18 protein-coding genes are annotated in these 21,975 nt (G+C 70.0%); 1 reads left to right on the top strand and 17 read right to left on the bottom strand.

The features are described from left to right. Positions 1-25 precede the first annotated feature (25 nt). The 5 genes from QTH86_RS04525 to QTH86_RS04505 are packed head-to-tail and all read right to left on the bottom strand — an operon-like array spanning position 26 to position 5,160. Positions 26-889 (bottom strand): ABC transporter ATP-binding protein, encoded by an 864-nt coding sequence (locus QTH86_RS04525; protein ID WP_286645855.1) that lies wholly within the window; start codon positions 887-889, stop codon positions 26-28. Between the two features lie 8 nt (positions 890-897). After that, positions 898-1,713, bottom strand: a complete 816-nt coding sequence (locus QTH86_RS04520) for an ABC transporter permease (RefSeq protein WP_286645856.1) — start codon at positions 1,711-1,713, stop codon at positions 898-900. Continuing rightward, entirely contained in the window at positions 1,710-2,564 is an 855-nt protein-coding gene (locus QTH86_RS04515) for an ABC transporter permease (protein WP_286645857.1), read from the bottom strand. The genes QTH86_RS04520 and QTH86_RS04515 overlap by 4 nt, the downstream gene beginning before the upstream one ends. Then, complete coding sequence (locus tag QTH86_RS04510) at positions 2,561-3,646, bottom strand: ABC transporter substrate-binding protein (RefSeq protein WP_286645858.1); 1,086 nt, start codon at positions 3,644-3,646, stop codon at positions 2,561-2,563. Before QTH86_RS04510 ends, QTH86_RS04515 begins: the two co-directional genes overlap by 4 nt. Continuing rightward, positions 3,643-5,160, bottom strand: coding sequence for an amidohydrolase family protein (locus tag QTH86_RS04505; RefSeq protein WP_286645859.1), 1,518 nt, complete (start codon positions 5,158-5,160; stop codon positions 3,643-3,645). Before QTH86_RS04505 ends, QTH86_RS04510 begins: the two co-directional genes overlap by 4 nt. Before the next feature lie 246 nt (positions 5,161-5,406). Here QTH86_RS04505 and QTH86_RS04500 point away from each other — a divergent pair, with 246 nt between their 5' ends. Further along, positions 5,407-7,032, top strand: coding sequence for an ABC transporter substrate-binding protein (locus QTH86_RS04500; RefSeq protein WP_286645860.1), 1,626 nt, complete (start codon positions 5,407-5,409; stop codon positions 7,030-7,032). 39 nt (positions 7,033-7,071) lie between these two features. Here the strand turns inward: QTH86_RS04500 and QTH86_RS04495 are convergent, their stop codons facing one another. Genes QTH86_RS04495 through QTH86_RS04440 form a run of 12 tightly spaced genes read right to left on the bottom strand, consistent with a single transcriptional unit; the run spans position 7,072 to position 21,885 of the window. Continuing rightward, entirely contained in the window at positions 7,072-8,673 is a 1,602-nt protein-coding gene (locus QTH86_RS04495; RefSeq protein ID WP_286645861.1) for an ABC transporter substrate-binding protein, read from the bottom strand. 32 nt (positions 8,674-8,705) lie between these two features. After that, positions 8,706-10,442: a hydantoinase B/oxoprolinase family protein gene (locus QTH86_RS04490; RefSeq protein ID WP_286645862.1), complete on the bottom strand. Its 1,737-nt coding sequence runs from the start codon at positions 10,440-10,442 to the stop codon at positions 8,706-8,708. Next, positions 10,439-12,139, bottom strand: coding sequence for a hydantoinase B/oxoprolinase family protein (locus QTH86_RS04485; RefSeq protein ID WP_286645863.1), 1,701 nt, complete (start codon positions 12,137-12,139; stop codon positions 10,439-10,441). The genes QTH86_RS04490 and QTH86_RS04485 overlap by 4 nt, the downstream gene beginning before the upstream one ends. Then, positions 12,136-14,283 carry a hydantoinase/oxoprolinase family protein gene (locus QTH86_RS04480; RefSeq protein ID WP_286645864.1) on the bottom strand — a complete coding sequence of 716 codons (2,148 nt, stop codon included), beginning with the start codon at positions 14,281-14,283 and terminating at the stop codon, positions 12,136-12,138. Before QTH86_RS04480 ends, QTH86_RS04485 begins: the two co-directional genes overlap by 4 nt. A 27-nt stretch (positions 14,284-14,310) precedes the next feature. Further along, positions 14,311-15,522, bottom strand: a complete 1,212-nt coding sequence (metC, locus tag QTH86_RS04475) for a cystathionine beta-lyase (RefSeq protein ID WP_286645865.1) — start codon at positions 15,520-15,522, stop codon at positions 14,311-14,313. Beyond that, positions 15,519-16,169, bottom strand: coding sequence for a cysteine dioxygenase family protein (locus QTH86_RS04470; RefSeq protein WP_286645866.1), 651 nt, complete (start codon positions 16,167-16,169; stop codon positions 15,519-15,521). The genes metC and QTH86_RS04470 overlap by 4 nt, the downstream gene beginning before the upstream one ends. A gap of 25 nt (positions 16,170-16,194) precedes the next feature. Continuing rightward, positions 16,195-17,070, bottom strand: coding sequence for an amino acid ABC transporter ATP-binding protein (locus tag QTH86_RS04465; RefSeq protein WP_286645867.1), 876 nt, complete (start codon positions 17,068-17,070; stop codon positions 16,195-16,197). After that, positions 17,057-17,869, bottom strand: coding sequence for an amino acid ABC transporter permease (locus QTH86_RS04460; RefSeq protein ID WP_286645868.1), 813 nt, complete (start codon positions 17,867-17,869; stop codon positions 17,057-17,059). The genes QTH86_RS04465 and QTH86_RS04460 overlap by 14 nt, the downstream gene beginning before the upstream one ends. Beyond that, the gene (locus tag QTH86_RS04455) at positions 17,859-18,605 is read right to left on the bottom strand and encodes an amino acid ABC transporter permease (RefSeq protein WP_286646765.1); all 747 of its coding nucleotides are present in this window, start codon (positions 18,603-18,605) and stop codon (positions 17,859-17,861) included. The genes QTH86_RS04460 and QTH86_RS04455 overlap by 11 nt, the downstream gene beginning before the upstream one ends. Positions 18,606-18,610: 5 nt before the next feature. After that, positions 18,611-19,870, bottom strand: coding sequence for an aminotransferase class I/II-fold pyridoxal phosphate-dependent enzyme (locus QTH86_RS04450; RefSeq protein ID WP_286645869.1), 1,260 nt, complete (start codon positions 19,868-19,870; stop codon positions 18,611-18,613). Next, positions 19,867-21,009, bottom strand: coding sequence for an Ldh family oxidoreductase (locus QTH86_RS04445; protein WP_286645870.1), 1,143 nt, complete (start codon positions 21,007-21,009; stop codon positions 19,867-19,869). The genes QTH86_RS04450 and QTH86_RS04445 overlap by 4 nt, the downstream gene beginning before the upstream one ends. A 9-nt stretch (positions 21,010-21,018) precedes the next feature. Next, the gene (locus tag QTH86_RS04440; RefSeq protein WP_286645871.1) at positions 21,019-21,885 is read right to left on the bottom strand and encodes a transporter substrate-binding domain-containing protein; all 867 of its coding nucleotides are present in this window, start codon (positions 21,883-21,885) and stop codon (positions 21,019-21,021) included. Positions 21,886-21,975 lie beyond the last annotated feature (90 nt).

Below are 21,975 nucleotides of genomic sequence, written 5' to 3'. Positions count from 1 at the left end.
AAGGCAGGAGAACGGATCGCGGCGATCACCACGCCAGCTGCAGCCGCCACGGCGGGGCGGCGTCGGCCGCGCCGGCCGGCTGCACGGCGAGCGGCACGCGATCGTGGTCGACGTCGAGGAAGTCGCTCAACACGTCGTCGCGCAGGGCGATGAAGGCCGGATCGCTGCGGTTGCGCGGATGGGGAAGGTCGACGTCGACGATGCGCCGGATGCGCCCCGGCGATGGCTGCATCACCACCACGCGGTCGCCGAGGAACACCGCCTCTTCCACGTCGTGGGTGACCAGCAGCATCGTGATCCGTTCCTTCTGCCAGATGCGCTGCAGCTCGTTCTGCAGGCGCGAGCGGGTGAGCGCGTCGAGTGCGCCGAAGGGTTCGTCGAGCAGCAGCACGCGCGGGCGGTTGACCAACCCGCGTGCAATGGCCACGCGCTGCGCCATGCCGCCTGAAATCTCGTGCGGCCACGAGCGCTCGAAGCCACTCAGACCCACCAGCGCCACGTGCTCGGCCACCAGCTCGGCCTTCTCCTTGGCGGTGAAGGGCGCATTGCGCAGGCCGACGGCGATGTTCTGCGCGACCGTGAGCCAGGGAAAGAGCCGGTGGTCCTGGAAGACGATGCCTCGCTCGCGCCCGGTGCCGGCGATGGGCTGGCCGCCGAGCAGGATCTGGCCCTCGTACTGGCTGTCGAGCCCGAGGATGAGGCGCAACAGCGTCGACTTGCCGCAGCCGCTGGCGCCCACGATGCTCACGAAGCGGCCCGCGGGCACGTTGAGGTCGATGCCTTCGAGCACCTGGAGCTCGCCGCTTCTGGCTTGCGCGTGGGTGTAGCGCTTGCCGAGGCCGCGGATGTCGAGTTCGTGGGAGGCAGAGGATGTCGAAAGGGTGCTCATCGGGGGTCTCAGGTTGTGCGTCCGGTCCAGCGCGCCAGCCGGCGCTCCAGCGCGCGGGCCGAGGCATTCATCAGCCAGCCGACCGTGCCGATCACGACCATGCCGAACATGACCAGGTCCATCTGGAAATGCTCGCTGCCTTCGATCAGCGTGTTGCCGATGCCCTTGCCGGCCACCAGCAGGTACTCGGCGCCGATGGTCGCGAGCCAGGAATAGATGAGCGCGAGGTACACGCCCGTGAAGATCGAGGGCAGGGCCGCCGGTAGCACCACCTGCGTGACCGTCTGCCAGCGCGTGAAGCCAAACACCCGCGCCACCTCCAGCAGGCCGGGCGGCACGGTGCGGATGCCGTCGCAGGTGTTCACCACCACCGGCACCAGGGCGGCCAGCGAGAGGAACACCACCTTGGCGACGTCGCCCAGGCCGAACCAGACCGAGATGAGCGGAATCCACGCGAACAGCGAGATCTGCTTGAAGGTGTTGAAGCTCGGGCCGACGATACGGTTGAACAGCGGCGACAGGCCGAGCAGCGCGCCGAGCAGCAGGCCTGCCACGGTGCCGATCGTGAAGCCGGTCGCCTCGCGCGCGAGGCTGGCGCTCAGGGCGCGCCAGAGCCGGCCGGTCACGACCTGCTCGACGGCGGTGTCGAACACCTTGGCCGGTGACACCAGCAGGGCCGAGTTGACGATGTCCAGCGACGACAGCAGCCACCACAGCGCCACCGCCGCCACCGGGAGCACGAAGCCGCGCCAGCGGCCGCGCTGCTCGGGCCGCAGCGGTTGCACCACCGCCAGTTCGGCTGCGTCTCGCGCGGCGCCGGTCATGGCGCAGCCCCGCCGGGTCGGCGCCGATGCACCGTGGTCTCGAGCCGGTCGAGCAGCCGGTCGATGGCATAGCCGATGGCGCCCACCACAATGACGGCCGCCATCACCAGGTCGAGCTGGAACAGCTGCCGGCCGTACACGATGAGGTAGCCCAGGCCTTCGCTGGAGGCTACCAGCTCCACCACCACCAGCGACAGCCAGGCCTTGGTGAACCCCAGGCGGATGCCGGTGAAGAGCGTGGGCACGGCATGCGGCAGCACGATCTCCAGCACCTGCTGGCGCCGGCTGTAGCCGTACACCTGCCCGACCTCGCGCAGCGCCACGGGCGTCTGCCGGAAGCCCTGCAGCGTGTTGAGCGCCACCGGGACCAGCGCCGCCTTGGCGATGAGGATGTACTTCAGCGGCTCGCCGATACCCACGATCAGCAGCACGAAGGGCAGCCACGCCAGCACCGGGATCTGCACCAGCGCATTGAAGGTCGGCAGCACGTAAGCCTCGAAGCGGCGCGACAGGCCCATGGCCGAACCCAGCGCCAGTCCGAGCGAGGTGCCGACGGCGAAGCCCACGCCCACGCGCATGAAACTCGTGCTCACGTGCCGCCACAGGTCGCCGTCGAGCGCCAGGTCGCGCAAGGTTTCCCAGACGAAGAGCGGCGGCGGCAGCACCTGCGGCGAGATCCAGCCCTGCGCGGCGCCGGCGACCCACAGCGCCACCAGCGCGACGGGCAGCAGCCAGGGGAGGGCAGTGTCGGCCGCTCTCGCGGCGAGGCGCCGCCAGACCCGCGATGCGCGCGCAGGTTCGCGCTGGCCGTCGCCCTGCAGTACTGCGGACAGCTCGGCTTCCGCGCTCATCGCGAGGCGATCGACGAGCCCGTCTTCTTGGGCTGGCCCTTTGCATCGAAGGCCGTCCAATAGTCCTCCAGGCCCTGCTTCTTCAGCGACGCCTTCAGGTAGCGCGTGTCGAACCAGTCGTCGATCGACACCTCGCGGCGGATCAGCTTGAGCTTGAGCGCGTCGGCCACGACGGCCTTGTAGCGCGCGACGATGAAGTCGTCGACCAGCGGCGAGTTGCGCACCGCGAGCTGCTGCTGGTCGAACTCCGCCGCCCAGGACGCGACCGGCGTGCCGCTGCGTGCCCAGATGCGAAAGAGCTCGTCGCGGTTCTTCTCGTCCGACGACCAGCGCGCGGCGCGCACGAACACGTCGACCACGCGCTGCACCTCGGCCGGGTTGGCCTGCTCGAAGTCGCTGCGCACCAGCAGCGATGCCTGGCGCGTGAAGGCCGGATCCTGTCCCTGGGTCGAGTACACCACCTTGGCCAGGCCCTGGTCACGCACCTTGAACCATTCGTAGCCGCCGAAGGCCGCATCCACGCCGTTGGAAACGAGTGCCGCCTGTGCGCTGCCGACGTCGAGATTCACCCCCTTGACGTCGCGCTCGGCCAGCCCGTTGGCGGCCAGCACGTTGATGGCAACGAGGTGCCCGTTGGTGCCGCGGAAGATCGAGACGTTGCGGTCCCTCAGGTCCTTGATCGACCGGATGTCGGACGGGGTTGGCGTCACCAGATAGAGGTTGTTGCGCGCGCCGCTGACCAGCAGCAGCTTGGTCTTCAGCCCGTTGGAGCGGCCGACGATCTGCGGCAGGTCGCCCTGGTAGGCGAAGTCGATCTGCTTGTTCGACAGCGCCTCGTTCACCGCCGGGCCGGCCCCCTTGAAGAAGAGCCATTCGACCTTCACGCCCGAGGCCTTGAATTCCTCTTCGAGCCAGTTGTTGACGCGCGCCACGCCGCCGGGCGAGCCGCCCCAGGTGACCGGGTCGCCGCCGCCCGCGGTGGCGACCCCGATGCGGATGGTGTCGGGTGCCGCATGCGCCGAGGTGGCGATGGCGATGGCCAGCGCCGCGCTCCAGCGCAGCCACCGTGGGATGCCGTTCATGCCGTACCCTTCAGGCCGAGCTTACGGCCGACCTCGGTGCCTTCGAAGAAGCGCGGATTCGCCTCGGTGTAGAAGCGGTGCGGGTTGTCGAAGACGAAGGCCTTGAAGTCGGCAGCGGAGATCACGCCCTGCTGCACCAGGTCCCAGGTCTCGGCCAGCGGCTCGGTGAACTCGGGCACGTCCCAGTGGCCCACGTCGGACGACCAGATCGCGTTGATCTTCGTGCCCAGCGGATTCACCTTGTCGTTGAAGGCAGCGGCCACCGTGCGGTCATCGGCCTCCGAGCCGAAGTAGAAGTTGTTCACCCAGCGGTCGCGGATGTCCTCCACCTTCTCGATGCCGGCCAGCGCGAAGTCGTCGATCTCCGACTCGTTCGGTTCGCGGCTGTGGGGCAACGCGGAAATGCCCAGGCTGTCGCGCAGCAGCGTGGCCTTGTCCAGCGTGCGGCCCTTGACGAAGTCGCCGCCGTATTGCTTGAACAGCGAGGCGAGCAGTTCGACGTCGGCCTCGGCCGGATCGTAGTTGCGCACGGCATGCCTGTTGCGCTTCTCCCAGCGGTCCACGAGATGGGTGTAGACGTGCGAGCCCCAGTCGGCACCACCTTCGAGCAGGCCCACGCGCAGACCCGGAAAGCGCCGCGTGACGCCGCCGAAGAACAGCGCCTTGGCGAAGGCCTGCGAGCCGTCGGCGAAGTGGCCGATGTGGTTGTTCATGTAGTTGCTGATCGACTGGCGCCCCGTCCACCCCTGGCTGCCGTAATGCGTGGTGACCGGCACGCCGAGCTCGACCACCTTGGCCCAGAACGGGTCGTAGTCGTGCTCGCTGTCGATGCCGTAGAAATCGATGTAGCCGACCTGCTTGGCGATCTCGGGGTGTTCCTTCGCCGGGTACTTCTCGGCGATGGCGCGGATCGGCCGGCGCACGCCGCCGGCGATGTTGATCACCTTCAGGCCGAGCGTCTTGACCGCGAACTCGAGCTCCTCGATGCCTTCCTGCGGCGTGTGCAGCGGGATGCCCGCGACCGGCGTCAGGCGGTCGGCATACGGCCGGTACTGGTCGGCATGGAAGTGGTTGATCGCGCGGTGCAGCGGCTGGCGGTATTCGCTGCCGGCAGCGGCTGGCGACAGCACATCGTTGGGGAACAGGATCGAGTAGTCCGAGCCCTGTTCGCCCAGGCGCTCGTGCAGCAAGGCGGGCAGCGTGTAGGTGGCCAGGTCGTAGGTGTTGCGCGTCACGCGGGCCCACCAGGGCGCGCGCAGCGTGCGGTGGAACTGGCGCTCCTCGGCGCTCTGCTGGTACCAGTCCTTGCCGCCGCCGTTGCGCGTGACGAAGCGCCCGCCCAGCGCCTTGCGAAGCGCATCGACCAGCTTGACGCCGCCGTACTGCGCCACGTAGTCCTCCAGCACCGGGGCGAAGTCGTTGACGTGGACATCCGTGTCGATCACGGGATGGTCGAGGCCGGCCTTGACGGCGGCGGAGCGCGAAGCGTGCACGGGTTTCAAACGATCGTTCATCTGTGGATTCCTCGGTGGAGACAGGAGCCGTTCAGGCTACGCGCGGGCCGTGCACTCGCCAAAGAAGGCTTTTGGGATTGCTTAGCCGGTGCGTGCATAAGGCACGGCCACGCGGAGAGGGCACGCCACGCATGCAGGAAAAACAGATATCGAAGCGCGCATCCATTGTTTGGCCTGCCGGAGCGCGCGGCTAACCTGCGACGCCGCTGCATGTGAAGCGGTCCCTCCGGCCTTCAGAGAAAAGACATGACGACACCTTGGACTTCCACGCGGCCGATGCCGCAGCGCGCGGCATCGGCCGTGGTCGCCGCCGCCGCCGCTTCTTTTGCCTTCGCGGCGCTGACCGCCACGGCCCAGCCGCGGCCGGGCGGCACGCTGACCTGGCTGATCAACCCCGTGCCCTCGTCGATCGTGCCGCTCACGACCACGGCCGGTGGCAACGCCGAGATCGGCCCGAAGATCGTCGAGGGGCTGCTGACCTACGACTACGAGCTCAAGCCCAAGCCGCTGCTCGCCACGACTTGGTCGCAGAGCGCGGATGGGCTGCAATACACCTTCACGCTGCGCAAAGGCGTGAAGTGGCACGACGGACGGGATTTCAGCTCCGCCGATGTCGCGTTCTCGATCCTCACGCTCAAGCAGGTGCATCCGCGCGGGCGCGGCACCTTCGCCAACGTGGTGGAGGTGAAGACGCCCGACCCGCACACCGCCGTCATCGTGCTGAGCAAGCCGTCACCGTTCCTGCTGACGGCGCTGGCCTCCACCGAGTCGCCGATCGTGCCGAAGCACCTCTACGAAGGCACCGACATCGCGTCCAGCAAATACAACAGCGCACCGGTGGGCACCGGGCCCTTCGTCTTCAAGGAGTGGGTGCAGGGCAGCCACATCATCCTGGAGCGCAACCCGAACTACTGGGACAAGCCCAAGCCCTACCTCGAGCGCGTGGTGGTGCGCTTCGTGCTCGACGCCGCGGCGCGTGCGGCGGCGCTGGAGTCGGGCGCGGCCGACCTGGCCAACGGCACCGGTGGCATACCGCTGTCGGACGTGGAGCGGTTCAGGAAGCTCCCCGGCATCGAGATCGACGCGCGCATCTCGCCTTACCTGGGCAGCCACCAGCAGATCTACTTCAACCTCGACACGCCGGTGCTGCAAAAACTCGAGGTGCGACGGGCGATCGCGCAGGCCATCGACGTCAATGCGTTCGCCAAGACGGTGTGGTACGGCTACGGCACGCCCTCGGCTTCGCCGATCGGCAAGGGCATCGCGCGCTACCACGACGCGAGCATCCAGCCCTATCCGTACAACCCGAAGGCGGCCGAAGCGGCGCTCGATGCAGCCGGCCTCCAGCGCGGCGCAGGTGGCACGCGCCTGAAGCTGCGGCTGCTCTACAACCCCTTCCAGGATCGGCGCGCGGCGGACTTCGTGCGCCAGTCACTGGGGCGCATCGGCATCGACGCGGCGCTCGAGAGCTACGACTTCGCGACCTACGTTACCAAGGCCTACACCGAACGGGCCTTCGACATCACGCTGGAAAGCCTCACGAACCTGTTCGATCCCACGGTGGGCGTGCAGCGCGTGTTCTGGTCGAAGAACTTCAAGATCGGCCTGCCGTTCTCCAACGCGCCGCACTACGTGAATCCGGAAGTGGATCGCCTGCTGGAGGCCGCGGCGGTCGAGGTGGACGAGGCCAGGCGCCGGCAGCTCTTCGTCGACTTCCAGCAGATCGTGCACCGCGACATCCCGTCGATCGAGCTGGGCGCCAATCCGCAGATCACGGTGGCGGCGAAGAAGGTGCGCGACTACGCGCCGACCGGCGAGAACATCCGCGGGAGCTTCGCGGACCTGTACTTCCAGCCGCGCACCGAACCATGACCTCGCCCCGGGCCGCCGGCCCGGGTCCAGCGTTTCAGGCTATTTCTTGGCCCCGTCCACCCATACGTCCGCCAGGTTCGATTCCACCCCGTCGGCCGTCAGCGAATGGTCGTGCACGCGCTGGTTCGCGATGGTGATGAACACCGGCTGGTAGAGGTTCAGGTCGGGCACGTCGCGTGCCACGGTGTCCTGGAAGTCCTTGAAGAGCTTCAGGCGCTTGGCGCGGTCGTTTTCCACGGCCGCGTCTTCCAGCAGCTTGTCCACCACCGGGTTCTGGTAATGGGTGCCGTTGGAGAAGGGTACGCCCTTGATGAAGTTCTTCGACCAGTACAGGCGCTGCACGCCCACGGTCGGGTCGAACAGGTTGCTCGCACCGTTGGTGGTGAAGGCGAAGTCGCGGTCGGTGTAGATGCGCTTGATGAAGGCGCTCGGGTCCTGCGCACGCACGGTCACCGCGATGCCGATGCGCGCCAGCGTCGAGCGCAGGTAGTCGGCCAGGCGCGCGCCGTCGGCGCCGATCGGGTTGAAGTCCAGCGGCACGCTGAAGCGCACGCCACCGGCCTTCTTCGGATAGCCGGCCTCGTCGAGCAGCGCATTGGCTTTCTTCAGGTCGACGGCGTAGGGCGAGGGCGCCGGGTCGTGGAAGGCCTTCAGGCCGGGCGCGATCGGCGAGTAGCTGACCTGGCCGTAGCCATAGTTCACCACCTTCACGATCACGTTGCGGTCCACCGTGTGGGCCACGGCCTGGCGCACCTTCTCGTTCTTGAAGTACGCGTTGTCGAGGTTGAATTCCAGCCGCGTCACGTTCGACGAGTAGCTGTTGCCCTTGGTCTCGAAGCGCAGTGCGGGCACCTTCTTCAGGCGCTCCAGGTCGGCCAGCGGCACGGGCGTGCGGTAGCCCAGGTCGACGGTGCCGGTCTCGAAGGCCACGGCGGCGGCGGCAGGGTCGGTCACGAAACGCACGATCAGCTGGTCGACGAAGGGCTTGGGCTTGTCCCAGTAGTCGGTGTTGCGCTCGTACACGATGTGGCTGCCGCGCACCCATTCCTTGAACTTGAACGGGCCGGTGCCGACGGGCGCGTTGTTGTTCGGGTTGCTGGCCGGGTCGGTGCCTTCGTAGATATGCCTGGGCACGATGGGCGTCTCGGTCGCGACCAGCGCGCGGATCAGGTACGGCGCGGGCTTGGACAGCCGCAGGACGGCGGTGTACTTGTCGGGCGTGTCGATGGCGGTGAGGTTGGCGAAGGTGTTGCGGCCACGCGGGTGGATCTTCTTGAGCAGCTCGATGGAATAGGCCACGTCGGCCGAGGTGAAGTCGCGGCCGTCGTGCCACTTCACGCCCTGGCGCAGCGTGAAGGTGTAGGTCAGCCCGTCCGGACTGATGGTCCACTGGGTGGCCAGCTGCGGCTGCGGGTTGACGTCGTAGTCGTACTTGAGCAGGCCTTCGGTGACCTTGGCGCTCACGCTCAGGATGGGCGTGGCCACGTTGCCGATGGTGACGAGCGCGGTCGGTTCGCTGGTCGTCAGCAGCGTGAGCGTGCCGCTGTGGTTGGGCGGTGCGGCGTGGGCGGCGAGGCCCACGGCAAGCAGCGCAGCGAGGAGGGCGCTGCGAAGCGGAAAGGAGGGGGTCGAGAAAAACATGGTGTGGAAAACGGGGTCGGAAAAAAAAGAATTCAGGCAATGACAGGCTCGACGCCGGCATGCACGGTAGAAGCCGAAGAAGCCTCCGGCGACACCAGCCCTTCGCGCAGGTCGCGCGCCACCAGCGCCGGGTCGCGCTTGGACGGGTCACCCAGGCCGCCGCCGCCGGGCGTCTCGACGACCAGCCGGTCGCCGGCCGGCACGATCTGCCGGCCCTTGGCGCGCAGCGTGGCACCCGAGGCCAGCCGCAGCGCACCCGGCGCGCCATGGCCGCCGCCGAGCGCGCCGCGCGCGGGGTTGGCCACGCGGTCGAAGGCCGCCGCGATCAGGAAGGCGGCGTCCGGTTGCGCATGCCGCACCTCGATCACCTGGCCCAGGCCGCCGCGCACGGCGCCGGTGCCACCGGAGTCGGCGCGGAATTCCTTGCGCTCGAAGACGACCGGAGCCTGGGTCTCCAGGATCTCGAGCGACACGTTGCGCACGCCGCTCGGGAAGGCTGTCACCGACAGCCCGTCCTTGCCGGGCCGCGCGCCGGTGCCGCCGGTGGAGAAGCTGATGACGTTGAAGCGTGGGCCACGGCGCACCGCCTCGGCGTCGGCCGGGCTCGTGCCCGCCAGCACCTCGCCGCCGACCAGCTGCAGATTCCACAGCGACGAAGCGCCCTCGGCGGGCACGCGGCCGGGCCGGGCCTGGCGCAGCGCGCCGAACACCGCGTCGGGCAGCAGCTGGCCGACCACGTGGCGCGCCGTCACCGCCGCCGGATGCAGCGCGTTCAGGATGCAACCCGCGGGCGCCTCCACGCGGATGGGTGCGAGCGAGCCGGCGTTGTTCGGCACGTCGGGCCCCACCAGGCAGCGGATGCCGAAGGAGGTGTAGGCATCGGTGTAGGCCTTGGGCACGTTGATGCCGCGCGCCACGCTGCCGGAGGTGCCGGCGTAGTCGACCGCGATGCTGTCGTCGGCGATGGTCACCGACACCTGCAGCGTGATGGGCGCGTCGTAGCCGTCGGCCACCAGCGTGTGGTGCCAGGTGCCGCGCGGCCAGTCGCGCAGCGCCTCGCGCATGGCCTGGGCCGAGCGCGCGATGACGAAGTCGCCCAGCGCCTCGAGGTCGTCGAAGCCGAACTCGCGCAGCAGCGTGCGCAGGCGCCGGCCGCCCACCTCGTTGCATGCCACCAGCGCGTACAGGTCGCCCTCGACCTGCTCGGGGTCGCGCACGTTGGCGCGGATGATCGCCCGCACGGCCGGGTCCACCGTGCCTTTGCGCACGAAGCGCAGGATCGGCAAAAACAGGCCCTCGTGGTAGATCTCCAGCCCGTCGGGGCTGGAGCCGATGCCGCCGATGTCCACCACGTGCAGCGTGGAGGCGAACAGCGCCACCGCGCGGCGCGCATCGCCTTCGCCATGGAAGACCGGCGTGACCATCGTCATGTCGAACAGGTGGCCGGTGCCCTTCCACGGGTCGTTGGTGAGGAACACGTCGCCGTCGTCCATCGTGTCGATGGGAAAGCGCTGCAGGAAGTGCTTGACCGATTCGGCCATCGAATTGACGTGGCCCGGCGTGCCGGTCACGGCCTGCGCGATCATCCGTCCATCGGGCAGGAACACGCCCGCCGACAGGTCGCCGGCCTCGCGCGTGGAGGTGCCGAAGGCGGTGTGGATCAGCACCTGCGCCTGTTCCTCGACCACGGAGAGCAGCCGATTCCAGGCGAGCTGGTGGCGGATGAGCTGGCGACTGGCCAGCGCCTTGGGGGTGGGGGGCGTGCTCATGCAACGGTTCCTGCGAAATCTTTGGAGGGTGTCGGGGCCGTCTTCGTGACCAGCCCGGCCTTCAGGTCGCGCGCCACCCGTGCGGGGTCGCGCTCTGCCGGGTCGCCCAGGCCCGCGCCGCCGGGCGTCTCGACCACGAGCACTTCGCCGGCCGGAATGACCTGCCGGCCCTTGCCGCGCAGCACGGTGCCCGCATGCTTGAGCCGCGCGGCGCCGGGTGCGCCGTCGCCGCCACCGAGCGCGCCGCGCGCGGGAAAGCGGATGCGGTCCCAGGTGGCCGAAAGCACCATCGGGTCGCCATCGGCGTTCTCGATCTCGATGACCTGGCCGAGGCCGCCGCGCGACGCGCCGACCCCGCCCGAATCCGCCCGGTACTCCTTGCGGCGGAACAGCAGCGGTGCCTGGGTCTCGAGGATTTCGAGCGATACGTTGCGCACACCACTCGGGTACGCCGTGGCCGACAGCCCGTCCTTGCCCGGCCGCGCGCCGGTGCCGCCGGTGGAAAAGCTCACGATGTTGAAACGCCGCGCGCGCCGCAGCGCGTCGTTCGGCCCACCCTCGATCGGCTGGCCGCCGAACAGGCGGATGTTCCACAGCGACGACGCGCCTTCGGCCGGCACGCGCTCGGGCCGCGCCTGCCGCAGCGCGCCGAACACCAGGTCGGGCAGCATCTGCCCGATGGCCGCGCGCGCCGCCACCGCGGCCGGCGGCAGCGCGTTGACGATGGAGCCTTCGGGCGCCACCACGCGAATGGGGGCGAGTGAGCCCGCGTTGTTGGGCACGTCCGCGCCCACCAGGCAGCGGATGCCGAAGGAGGTGTAGGCGTCGGTGTAAGCCTTGGGCACGTTGATGCCGCGCGCGATGCTGGCCGAGGTGCCCGCGAAGTCGACCAGGATGCCGTCGTCCGACACGGTGACGGCCGCATGCAGTTCCAGCGGCATGTCGTAGCCGTCCACCGTCATGTGGTTGCGCCAGGTGCCTTTGGGCCACTCGCGCAACGCCTCGCGCATGGCCAGCCGCGAGCGTTCGATGATGTAGTCGCCCTGCGCCTGCAGGTCGGCCAGCTTGAACTCGCGCAGGAGGCGCTGCAGCCGCACGGCGCCCACCGCATTGCAGGCCACCAGCGCATGGAAGTCGCCCTCGACCTGGCCGGGCTCGCGCACGTTGGCGCGCACGATGTCGAGCACGGCTTCTTCGATCACGCCCTGGCTCACGAAGCGCAGCGGCGGCAGGAACAACCCTTCGTGAAAGATTTCCAGCGCATCGGGCCCGGCGTTGACGCCGCCGATGTCGACCACGTGCACGGTCGACGCGAAGAGCGCCACGGCCTTCTTCGCGGCGCCCTCGCCGTGGAACACCGGCGTGACCATGACCACGTCGAACAGGTGGCCCGTGCCTTTCCAGGGGTCGTTGGTGACGAACACGTCGCCGTCGCGCATGGTGTCCACCGGAAAGGCCCGCAGGAAATGCAGCACCGAATCGGCCATCGAGTTGACGTGGCCCGGTGTGCCGGTCACGGCCTGCGCGACCATGCGCCCGTCGGGCAGGAACACGCCGGCCGACAGGTCGCCGGCCTCGCGTGTCGGTGTGCCGAAGGCGGTGCGGATGAGCGCCTGCGCCTGTTCCTCGACCACGGCGAGCAGGCGGCTCCAGACCAGTTGCTGGCGCAGGGCCTGGCGGCCAGCGGAGGCCGTCATGCGGCCTCCGCTTCGACCAGCTCGGCGCGGTCTTGCGGGCCCACGGTGGTGTCGTTGAGCACCAGTGCACCAAGCCGCGTTGCGCGCGCTTCGAAGCCCGCGATCACGTGCGTGGTCGTTTCGTCTTCGACGACCAGCGCCGGGCCTTCGATCCACCGGCCGGCACCGAGCGCGGTGCGTTCGTAGACCGGCACCTCGGTCCACCGGCCGGCGTCCGCGTCGTACAGCCGGCGAGTGCCCGACGGCTCGGCGCGGCCGGTGTCGGCCACCACCTCGTCGGGCTCGGGCGCCGCGCGGCCACCGGCTTCGACCGCGACCGACCAGCTCACCGCTTCGGCCGCGATGTGCGGCAGGCTGCGGCCGTACAGCGCGGCATAGCGATCCTCGAAGCGCTGGTGCAGCGCCTGGCTCGCGGCCGCGTCGAACGGGCCTTCGGGCAGCTCGACCGGAATCTCGTGGCCCTGGCCCGCGTAGCGCATGAAGGCCTGGCGATGGCGCACCAGCGCGGCGCCGGGCGCGGCACGCAGCACCACGTCGTCGGCGGTGGCCGTCAGCTCGCCGAGCAGCTTGTCGACGGCCGCATTGTCGATGCGGTCGAGCCGCTGCGCGAGGCTGCGCACCGTCTGGTAGGCCACCGGCGCCCACAGGAAACCGAGCGCCGAACCGACGCCGGCCGAGTTGGGAATCACCAGCCTCGCCACACCCAGCTTGCGCGCGAGCAGCGCGGCATGCAGCGGCGCCGCACCGCCGAAGGCGATGAGCGTGCTTTCTTCCGCCACCTTGCCGAGCTCGGAGGCATGCACGCGCGCGGCGTTGGCCATGTTCTCGGTGACGATTTCGACCACGGCCTGCGCGGCGGATTCGACGTCGAGACCGGTCTGTGCCGCAAGACCCTGCAGCAGCGCGTCGCGTGCACGCTGCGGGTCGAGCCGCACCTTGCCGACGGCGAAGCGCGCCGGGTCGATGGTGCCGAGCGCGGCGTGCGCGTCGGTCACGGTGGGCAGTTCGCCGCCCAGGCCGTAGGCGGCCGGGCCGGGCGAGGAGCCCGCGCTGTCGGGGCCCACCTGCACCACGCCCAGGTGGTTCACGCGGGCGATCGAACCACCGCCTGCGCCGATCTCCACCATCTCGATGACCGGGATGCGGATCGGCAGGCCCGAGCCCTTCAGGTGCCGGTGCACCCGGCCGAACTCGAAGCTGCGGCTGATCTGCGGCTGGTAGTCGTCGATGAAGCAGATCTTGGCCGTGGTGCCGCCCATGTCGAACGAGAGCGCGCGCGTGGCGCCGATCTGCTCGGCCACCTGGCGCGCCAGCACGGCGCCGCCGGCCGGGCCCGATTCGACCAGTCGCACCGGCTCGTCGATGCCGGCCTGCAGCGTGGTGATGGCACCGCCCGAAGTCATGAGGAAGGGCTCGGCGCGCAGGCCGCGTGCCGTGGCGCCTTCCTGCAGGCGGCGCAGGTAGCCGGCCACCTGCGGCTGCACATAGGCGTTGGCGCTGATGGTCGACAGGCGTTCGTACTCGCGGATCTCGGGGCACACGTCGGAGGCCAGCGACACCCACAGGCCGGGCGCGTGTTCACGCAGCAGCTCGCGCACGCGGCGCTCGTGCGCGGGGTTGGCATAGCCGTGCAGGAAGCACACGGCCACGCTCTCGATGCAGTCGGCCAGCAATTGCTTCGCGAGCACGAACACCTGCGCTTCGTCCAGCGGCGTGATCACGCGGCCGGCCGCGTCCACGCGCTCGACCACGCCGTGGCGCCAGTGGCGCGGCACCAGCGGCGCGGGCTTGTCGAGGAACACGTCGTACTGCGCGAAGCGGTCTTCCAGGCCGATCTCCACCAGGTCGCGAAAGCCGTGCGTGGTGAGCAGCGCGGTGGGTGCCCCCTTGCGCTCGATCAGCGCGTTGGTGGCCAGCGTGGTGCCGAGGATCAGCAGGTCGACATCGGCCCAGCTGGCGCCGGCCTGCTGCAGCACTTCTTCGACGCCGCCGAGCACGGCCTGCTCGGGCGCGGTGGGCGTGGTGAGAACCTTGAGCGTGTGTTTCTCGGCGCCGCGCAGCAGCACCACGTCGGTGAAGGTGCCGCCGACGTCGACGGCGACGCGCACGCGCGGGTCGGAGGATGGATGGGAGTTCGAGGACATGGGGTGAGGTGTTCTTGGGGAAAGGAGTCAGCGCTGCGCCGTGGCAGCGGCGGCGGCAAAGGCCTGCGACAGGTCGGCGATCAGGTCCGCCGGGTCTTCGAGCCCGATGTGCAGGCGCACCACCGGCGCGTCGCCGGTCCACTGCCGGTGCTCGCGCAACCGCTCGGGCTGGGCGACCAGCGCCAGGCTTTCGTAGCCGCCCCAGGACGCGCCGATGCCGAAGAGCGCGAGCGCATCGACGAAGGCGTCGGCCGCGGCCGGTGTGGCATGGCGGAACGCGAAGGACACGAGGCCGCTGGCGCCGCTGAAGTCGCGCTTCCACAGCGCATGGCCCGGGTCGGAGGGCCGCGCGGGATAGAACACGCGTGCCACCTGCGGCTGCTGCTGCAGGAATCCGGCCACCTCGGTCGCGTGGCGCTGGTGCTGCGCGAGCCGCACGGGCAGCGTGCGCAGGCCGCGCAGCGCGAGGTAGGCATCGTCGGCACCGATGGTCAGGCCCAATGCCTCGTAGGCGGTGGAGAGCTTCGCGGCCAACACCGGGCTGTCGACCACCACGATGCCCTGCATCAGGTCGGAATGCCCCGCGATGTACTTGGTGGCCGCCTGGATCGAGATGTTCGCGCCCAGGGCCAACGGTTGGTAGAACCAGCCGCCGCTCCAGGTGTTGTCGGTGGCGACCGTCACGCCGCGGTCGCGCGCGACGGCGGTGAGCGCGGGCAGGTCGAGCACTTCGAAGAGCAGCGAGCTCGGCGATTCGAGGTACAGCAAACGCGTGTTCGGACGAATCAGGTTCGCCAGGTCGTCGTGCGCGGGCGAGAAGTACTCGACCGTGATGCCCAGGCGCTGCAGCAGCGTGCTGTCGACGCGGCGCAGCGGCGCGTACACGCCGTCGGCCACCAGCGCATGGTCGCCGGGCGACAGCAGCGCGAGCAGCACCAGCGTGATGGCCGAGAGGCCCGAGGGCGTGAGGAAGGCGCGGTGCCCGCCTTCGAGGCCCGTCACCGCGTCTTCGAGCGCGCGGTGCGTGTCCAGGCCATGGCGGCCGTAGGAGGCCACGCGCTCGCCGGCCGTGCGGCGGTGGTGGTAGTCGGCGTGCGCGGCGGTGTTCTCGAAGCGCACGGTGCTGGTCCGCACCACGGGCACGTTGACCGGTCCGCTGCCGTCGCGCAGTGCGGGTGCGCCGGCGTGCAGCAGGCGGGTGCCGGCGCCCAGCTTCTTGGCGCGCTTGTCCTCGCTCATGCCGCCACCTGGCTCGGCTTCATTTGCGTGGCGTTGTAGTTGACGACCGCGCCGGTCGCCAGGTTCACGCCGATGCGCTGCGACAGCGTCTCCAGCGGCCGGCCGTACAGGTGGAAGTGCAGCGTCGGCTGCTCGCCGATCACGTGGATGCTGTGCAGGTCGTCGGCCAGGAAGCCGATCGACGTGCCCGGCTGCACCGTCACTTCGCGGTCGAGTTCGAGCCGGGCCACGGCGGGGTCGCTGCCGTCGTCGGTGCGGCGGTAGACGCGGTTCTCTTCCTGGCCCTCGACCGCGACGATGGTGGCCCAGGTCGTGTGGTTGTGCGGAATCGAGGTCTTGCCGGGGTTGATGGAGTTGAGGTAGAGCGCCACGCCGTCGTCGCCGTCCCCGGGGTTGAGCCGGTAGCGCGTGGAGGCGCCCACGCCTTCGGTGATGGCCGGCGGTGGAAAGTCGGCGCGGGTGAACAGCGCGGTGTGCGAAGCCAGCTGTTCGAGCCGCGCGGTGATGCGCGCGAGCACGGCGCGGTCGAAGGGCTGCGTGGCGGCGATGGCGCGCACGTCGTTCAGGGCCTGGTCAACGGCGGCGCGGCGTTGGGCGGCGACGTCTGCGGAAGAAGAACTGGAGAGGGTGGGGGTTGCTGTTGTCATGGTTCTTGGGGGAAGCAAAGTGGGTTCAGAGTGCGAAGCGCAGCCGCTCGAAGGCCAGCGTCTCGGGGAAGGGGGCCGGCAGGGCGGCCGGCGCCGACGAGGCACGCGGGCCTTCGCCCAGCGCGCGGTGCAGGAAGGCGCGGGTGCGCTCGCTCTCGGGCGCACCGAAGATGCGCGCGGCCGGCCCGTGCTCGACGATCACACCGGCCTCGGTGAAATACACCTGGTCGCTGATCTCCTCGGCGAAGCGCATCTCGTGCGTCACCAGCACGCAGGTCAGGCCGTCGCGCACCAGGTCGCGGATGACGGTGAGCACCTCACCCACGGTCTCGGGGTCGAGCGCGGAGGTCACTTCGTCGAACAGCATCAGCTCGGGCCGCATGGCCAGCGCGCGCGCGATGGCCACGCGCTGCTGCTGCCCGCCCGACAGTTCGCCGGGGTAGGCCGCCTCCTTGTGCGACAGGCGCACCTTGTCGAGCAGGGCGCGCGCGTCGCGCTCGGCCGTGGCGCGATCGCGTCCGGCCACGCGGGTCGGCGCGATCACCAGGTTCTCAAGCACCGTGAGGTGCGGGAACAGGTTGTACTGCTGGAACACGAAGCCCACGCGCTTGCGCAGGGCGATCAGCTCGGCCTCGGTGCGCAGCGCGTCCACGCGCGTCTCGCCCACGCGGATCTCGCCGTGCTGCGGGCGCAGCAGCCCGGTGATGCAACGCAGGATGGTCGACTTGCCCGAGCCCGAGGGCCCGATGATCGACACCGCCTGCCCGCGTTGCACCTCAAAGTCGATGCCCTTGAGCACTGGGTTGGCACCGAAGGACAGGTGCACGTCATGCAAGGCGACCAGCGGTGCCTCGGCCGCGGTGGCCGGTGCAGCGGCGAGGAAGGAGTCAGTGGCGTTCATGGCGGCGTTCCAGCGCGCGTGTGGCGCGGGCGATCGGGTAGCAGTAGGCGAAGAACAGGCCCAGCAGCGTGCAATAGACGAGGATGGTGAAGTCGGTGCGCGCCACGGTGTTGCTGGCGATCTGCGCCGTGTCCACCACGTCGTGCACGCCCACCAGCGATGCCAGCGAGGTGCTCATGGTGATGCTGGCGTAGAGGTTCATCCAGGGCGGCAGCATGCGTCGCACGCATTGCGGCAGCACGATCAGGCGGAAGATCTCGCTGCGGCGGAAGGCCAGCGACTGCGCGGCTTCCCATTGCGCGCTCGGGATCGACTGGATCGCGCCACGGAAGATTTCCGCCACGATGGCGCTGGCCGGCAGCGCCAGCCCCAGCACCACCTTGATCCAGTCGGGGAAGGGGACGACCCAGGTCGAGACTTGCAACTCGAACGGGAACACGTAGGTGGTGAAGTAGATGAGCACCAGCACCGGCGCGTTGCGAAAGACCTGCACGTACCAGCGCACCCCCACGCGCAGCGCGCGCGAGGGCGACAGGGACAGCGCGCCGATCGCCAGCCCGGCGAGCGTGCCCAGCGCCATCGCCAGCACGCTGATCTCGATGTTGACCAGCAGCCCGCGCAGCAGCACCGGCAGCCAGCGCCAGAGGTGCGTGACGACAGCCGGCGTGCTGCCGGTGGCGCTCCAGAACGTGAGCACCGCAGCCGCGCCGAGAGCGGCCAGCGTCCAGGGATTGCGCCAGGGGCCGGCATCGGCCGCGGCCGGTCGGCCCGTGGGGTTCAGGGCGTGTTCATTGGCCATAGCCGGGCATCCTCCAGCGTCGTTCGAGCCAGCGGCCCGCCAGGCTCACCAGCCAGGTCAGCAGGCCGAAGTACAGCAGGATCAGCAGCAGCAGTTCGAGCACGTTGTCGCGCTGCGTCCAGATCATGATCGACTCGTAGGTCACGTCACCCACCGCGATGGCGGAGGCCACCGCCGTCATCTTCACCAGGTCCACCAGGTTGTTGACCAGCGAGGGCAGCGCGAATCGCACCGCCAGCGGCAGCTCCACGCGGGCGAGCAGTTGCCGCTGCGAAAAGCCCAGCGAGCGTGCGGCCTCGAGCGTCACGCGCGGCACCGCCTCGATGCCGGCTCGCAGCGCCTCGGCATGGAACACGCCCTTGTGCAGCGACACCACGATCACCACCCAGACGAAAGGACCGAGCGGGTTGGTGCCGCCCAGCGGCTTCAATTGCTGGGTGATGAGCATGTTGAGCACGAGGAAGGCGCAGTACAGCTGCACCAGCGTCGGTGTGTTGCGCGTGACCTCCACGAAGGCACGCGCCGGCCGGACCAGCCAGCGGCGGCCCGAGGTCAGCGCCGCGGCGATCGCCACGCCCGAGAGCAGGCTGCCGGGAATGGTCAGCAGGCACAGCTGCAGCGTCACGCCCAGGCCGCGCACGAAGGCCTGGCGCTCGCCCGGGTCGAGCGCGAAGGCATAGTTCAGGCCCAGCGGCTTGAGCGCCGCCACCAGGGCCGGGAGCAGGCCGTCGGTCATGGGACTCACGGGGCCGCCGCGATGGCGGCTGCAGGCACAGGCGCAGCGCGCCGCAGCGCGCCGACCGCTCGTGCGATGCGCTGCACGGCCTCGGCCAGCACCGCATCGCTGGCGGCGATGGAGACGCGGAAGTAAGGCGAGAGGCCGTAGGCGGCGCCGTCCACCACGGCCACCCCCTCGGCCTCGAGCAGCCAGTCCACCACGTCGGCGTCGGAGGCGATCGGCCGCCCGTCGGGCCGCCACCGGCCGATGAGCGCGCCGCAATGCACGTAGGCGAAGAAGGCGCCCTGCGGCGCCAGCAGCGACAGGCCGGGCACGGCCTGCAGCGCTTTAGTCACAAAGCCCGCGCGCCGTGCGTAGGCCGCGCGCGAGGCGCTCACGAAGCCCTGGTCATCGGCATCCAGCGCCCAGGCGGTGGCGGCCTGCCCGATGGCGTTCGGTCCGCTCGATGCCTGCGACTGGATCACCTCCATCGCGCGGACCAGCGCCTCTGGCCCCGCGCCCCAGCCGATGCGCCAGCCGGTCATCGCATAGGTCTTGGAGGCACCATTGACCAGCAGCGTACGCTCGCGGAGGTCGGGCGCGACGTGCAGCAGGTGTGCCGGGCGTTCCGGCGTGAACCAGATGTGCTCGTAGATCTCGTCCCACAGCACCAGCACGCGCGGATGGCGCCGCAGCACCTGGGCCAGCGCGGCCAGTTCGTCGGCGCTGTAGACGGCGCCGCTGGGGTTGCCCGGCGAGTTCAGGATCAACCAGCGGGTGCGCGGCGTGAGCGCGGTCTCCAGCGCCTGCGGCGTCAGCTTGAAGGCGCTGGCCTCGTCGGCCGGCACCATCACCGCCGTGCCCTCGTTGACCGCCACGATGTCGGGGAAGGACGGCCAATACGGTGCGGGCAGCACCACCTCGTCACCCGCGTCCAGCGTGGCGGCCAATGCGTTGAAGATCACCTGCTTCGCGCCATTGGAGACGATCAGTTGCGACGGCGGGTAGTCGAGCGCGTTCTCGCGCCGGTACTTGGCGCTGATGGCCCGGCGCAGCGTGGCCGTGCCGGCCGTCGGCGTGTACTTGGTCTCGCCGCGCGCCAGGGCGGCGATGGCGGCGTTCTTGATCGGCTGCGGTGTGTCGAAGTCGGGCTCGCCGGCGGTCAGCACCAGCACGTCGCGCCCCTGCGCGATCAGGGCCGAAGCGCGCGCACTGGCGGCCGCATTGGGCGAGAGCTTCACGCGCTGCACGCGTCGGGAGAGGGGGAAGGAAGGGGTCGTCATGGGGCGGGATTCGGTGGTTCGAAGGCGCTGTCGATGGGCTGCAGCGTGTAGGGCACGCCGGCGGATCCGGCCACCTCACGCAGTTGCCGCTGCAGCGCCGCGGGCAGCGGGATGCCCAGGCGGCTGCGTTCGGCGTGGTGGGTGGCCTCCGGGTCGCCGGGCACCAGGACCGGATGGCCCGGGTCGACCGCCGGCGTCGCGTGCAGCAGGTCGATCACACCGTCGAGCGCCTGCGCAAAGGCGCCGGGTTCGCCGAAGAAGCCCGGGTCGATCGCGAGGAAGCTGTGGCCGACGTTGGCCGGGTCGCCCGGGCCGTGGTTGCGGTTGTGCAGCGGGGCGAAGGCGCCGCCGTTGAGGGTGCCCCCCAGTACCTGGGCCAGCAGCGACAGGCCGTATCCCTTGTGGCTGCCGCCGTCGGCGCTGCCACCCAGCGGGGTGAGGCCGCCATCGGCTTGCTCGAAGACCTGTTGCCGCGCCGCCTGCGGCTCGGTGACCGGTGCGCCCTGGCCGTCGACCACCCAGCCTTCGGGCACCGGCTGGTCGCGCAAGGCCTTCACCTTGACGCGGTTGGCTGCGGCGGTGGTGGTCGCCATGTCGAGGACGAAGGCGGTGTTGCGCGAGCCCGCGGGCAGCGGCGCGGCAAAGGCGATCGGGTTGGTGCCGAGCACCGGCGCCGTGGCACGGGTGGGCACCAGCAGGATGCCCTGCGCCGAGCTCGTGACCAGGCCGATCAGCCCCTGGTCGGACGCGATGCGCGCATACACGCCGGCAGCGCCGAAGTGGTGCGAGTTGCGTACGCCGACCAGCGCAACACCGAGGACGCGTGCCTTCTCGACCGCCAGCCGCATCGCTTGCGCCGACGCCACGTGGCCCAGGCTGGCGCCTGCATCGATGAGCGCGGTGGCCGGCCCTTCGCGCAGCAGGACGGGTGACGCATCCAGGCGCAGCCGGCCGTTGCGCTGCAGCACCGCGTACTGCGGCAGCATCGACACGCCATGCGAGTCCACGCCCAGCAGGTCGGTCTCGACCATGAGTGCCGCAGCGGTCTGCGCATGCGGGGGCGGCATGCCCCAGGCCTGCAGGATGGCGATGGCCTGCGCGCGCAGGCCATCGGCGCTGAAGCGGTCCTCCTCAGTCACGCGGGCGGCTCACGGCGCACGGACTTCGAGCGGTGCGCGGTCGTACTGGCCCTGCCGCGCCTTCTGGTTGGCGGCGACGAAATAGGCGTCCGGCACGCCGTATTTCTTCGAGAGCGTGACCAGCAGGCCGCTGCGGTGCCAGTCCCGGATCGCCTGGTCGACATAGGCCTGGGTGTCGGCCTCGTTGCGCCGGGTCCAGACCACGGTGGGCGAGGGGATCAGCTGGTCCTGCGTCGCGAGCTCGAAGTCGGTCCATTCGGCCGCGCTCGCGCCGGTCAGCGTCTGCAGCATCGCCGGCTGGATGTGCACCGAGGCGGCGCAGGTGCCGCCCTTGAGCGCCAGCAGCGATTCGGGAATGCCCTTGAGGCCCTTGACCACCGCGCCGTAGGTGTCCTGCAGCGGCTTGGCGAAGTTGCTGCCCTGCGAGACGCAGGCCACCTTGCCGCGCAGGTCTTCCCACTTGCGGATGCCGCTGCCCTTGCGCACGATGGCCGCGCCGCCGACCAGGTTGTAGGGCGTGGGGGCGAAGCTCAGGATCTCGCTGCGTTCCTGCGTCCACTGGATGTTGGCGATCAGCAGGTCGACCTTGCCGGCCTGCAGGAACTGCACGCGCGTCGAGGCATGCACCGGAACCACCTCGAGTTCGACGCCCAGCCGCTTGGCGATATCGCGCGCCAGGTCGGTCTGGAAGCCGCCCACCTTGCCGGTGGCGGTGTCGAGCAGGCCGAAGGGCGGCTCCGGCGCGTCGACGCCGACGGACAACCTGCCGCGTTGCTTGATCTTGTCGAGCGTGGCGTCGGCATGGGCGGCGCCCGCGAGGCCGGCGGCCAGCAGGGCCAGCGCGCACAGGGCGCGTGGGAAGCGAGTGGATTTCATGGAAAGCATTCCTCCTCCCGCGCGGTCGCGGGTTTGGCCAGAAACGGCAACGTGGAAAAAAGGGGCCGTCCGCGATGGCGCGGCCGGCAG

Source organism: Variovorax sp. J2L1-78, from assembly GCF_030317205.1.
Classification (GTDB): Bacteria; Pseudomonadota; Gammaproteobacteria; order Burkholderiales; family Burkholderiaceae_C; genus Variovorax; species Variovorax arabinosiphilus.
The sequence above is the reverse complement of the archived record's forward strand: the minus strand, read 5'-3'. Positions and strand labels throughout refer to the sequence as shown.

Excerpts from the sequence above, each read along its gene's own strand:
- QTH86_RS04510 (WP_286645858.1), bottom strand. The coding sequence starts at position 3,646 with ATGAACGGCATCCCACGGTGGCTGCGCTGGAGCGCGGCGCTGGCCATC.
- QTH86_RS04470 (WP_286645866.1), bottom strand. The coding sequence starts at position 16,169 with ATGACAACAGCAACCCCCACCCTCTCCAGTTCTTCTTCCGCAGACGTC.
- QTH86_RS04460 (WP_286645868.1), bottom strand. The coding sequence starts at position 17,869 with ATGGCCAATGAACACGCCCTGAACCCCACGGGCCGACCGGCCGCGGCC.
- QTH86_RS04495 (WP_286645861.1), bottom strand. The coding sequence starts at position 8,673 with ATGTTTTTCTCGACCCCCTCCTTTCCGCTTCGCAGCGCCCTCCTCGCT.
- QTH86_RS04440 (WP_286645871.1), bottom strand. The coding sequence starts at position 21,885 with ATGAAATCCACTCGCTTCCCACGCGCCCTGTGCGCGCTGGCCCTGCTG.
- QTH86_RS04455 (WP_286646765.1), bottom strand. The coding sequence starts at position 18,605 with ATGACCGACGGCCTGCTCCCGGCCCTGGTGGCGGCGCTCAAGCCGCTG.
- QTH86_RS04515 (WP_286645857.1), bottom strand. The coding sequence starts at position 2,564 with ATGAGCGCGGAAGCCGAGCTGTCCGCAGTACTGCAGGGCGACGGCCAG.
- QTH86_RS04480 (WP_286645864.1), bottom strand. The coding sequence starts at position 14,283 with ATGTCCTCGAACTCCCATCCATCCTCCGACCCGCGCGTGCGCGTCGCC.
- QTH86_RS04485 (WP_286645863.1), bottom strand. The coding sequence starts at position 12,139 with ATGACGGCCTCCGCTGGCCGCCAGGCCCTGCGCCAGCAACTGGTCTGG.
- QTH86_RS04500 (WP_286645860.1), top strand. The coding sequence starts at position 5,407 with ATGACGACACCTTGGACTTCCACGCGGCCGATGCCGCAGCGCGCGGCA.
- QTH86_RS04525 (WP_286645855.1), bottom strand. The coding sequence starts at position 889 with ATGAGCACCCTTTCGACATCCTCTGCCTCCCACGAACTCGACATCCGC.
- QTH86_RS04520 (WP_286645856.1), bottom strand. The coding sequence starts at position 1,713 with ATGACCGGCGCCGCGCGAGACGCAGCCGAACTGGCGGTGGTGCAACCG.
- QTH86_RS04465 (WP_286645867.1), bottom strand. The coding sequence starts at position 17,070 with ATGAACGCCACTGACTCCTTCCTCGCCGCTGCACCGGCCACCGCGGCC.
- QTH86_RS04450 (WP_286645869.1), bottom strand. The coding sequence starts at position 19,870 with ATGACGACCCCTTCCTTCCCCCTCTCCCGACGCGTGCAGCGCGTGAAG.
- QTH86_RS04490 (WP_286645862.1), bottom strand. The coding sequence starts at position 10,442 with ATGAGCACGCCCCCCACCCCCAAGGCGCTGGCCAGTCGCCAGCTCATC.
- QTH86_RS04505 (WP_286645859.1), bottom strand. The coding sequence starts at position 5,160 with ATGAACGATCGTTTGAAACCCGTGCACGCTTCGCGCTCCGCCGCCGTC.
- metC (WP_286645865.1), bottom strand. The coding sequence starts at position 15,522 with ATGAGCGAGGACAAGCGCGCCAAGAAGCTGGGCGCCGGCACCCGCCTG.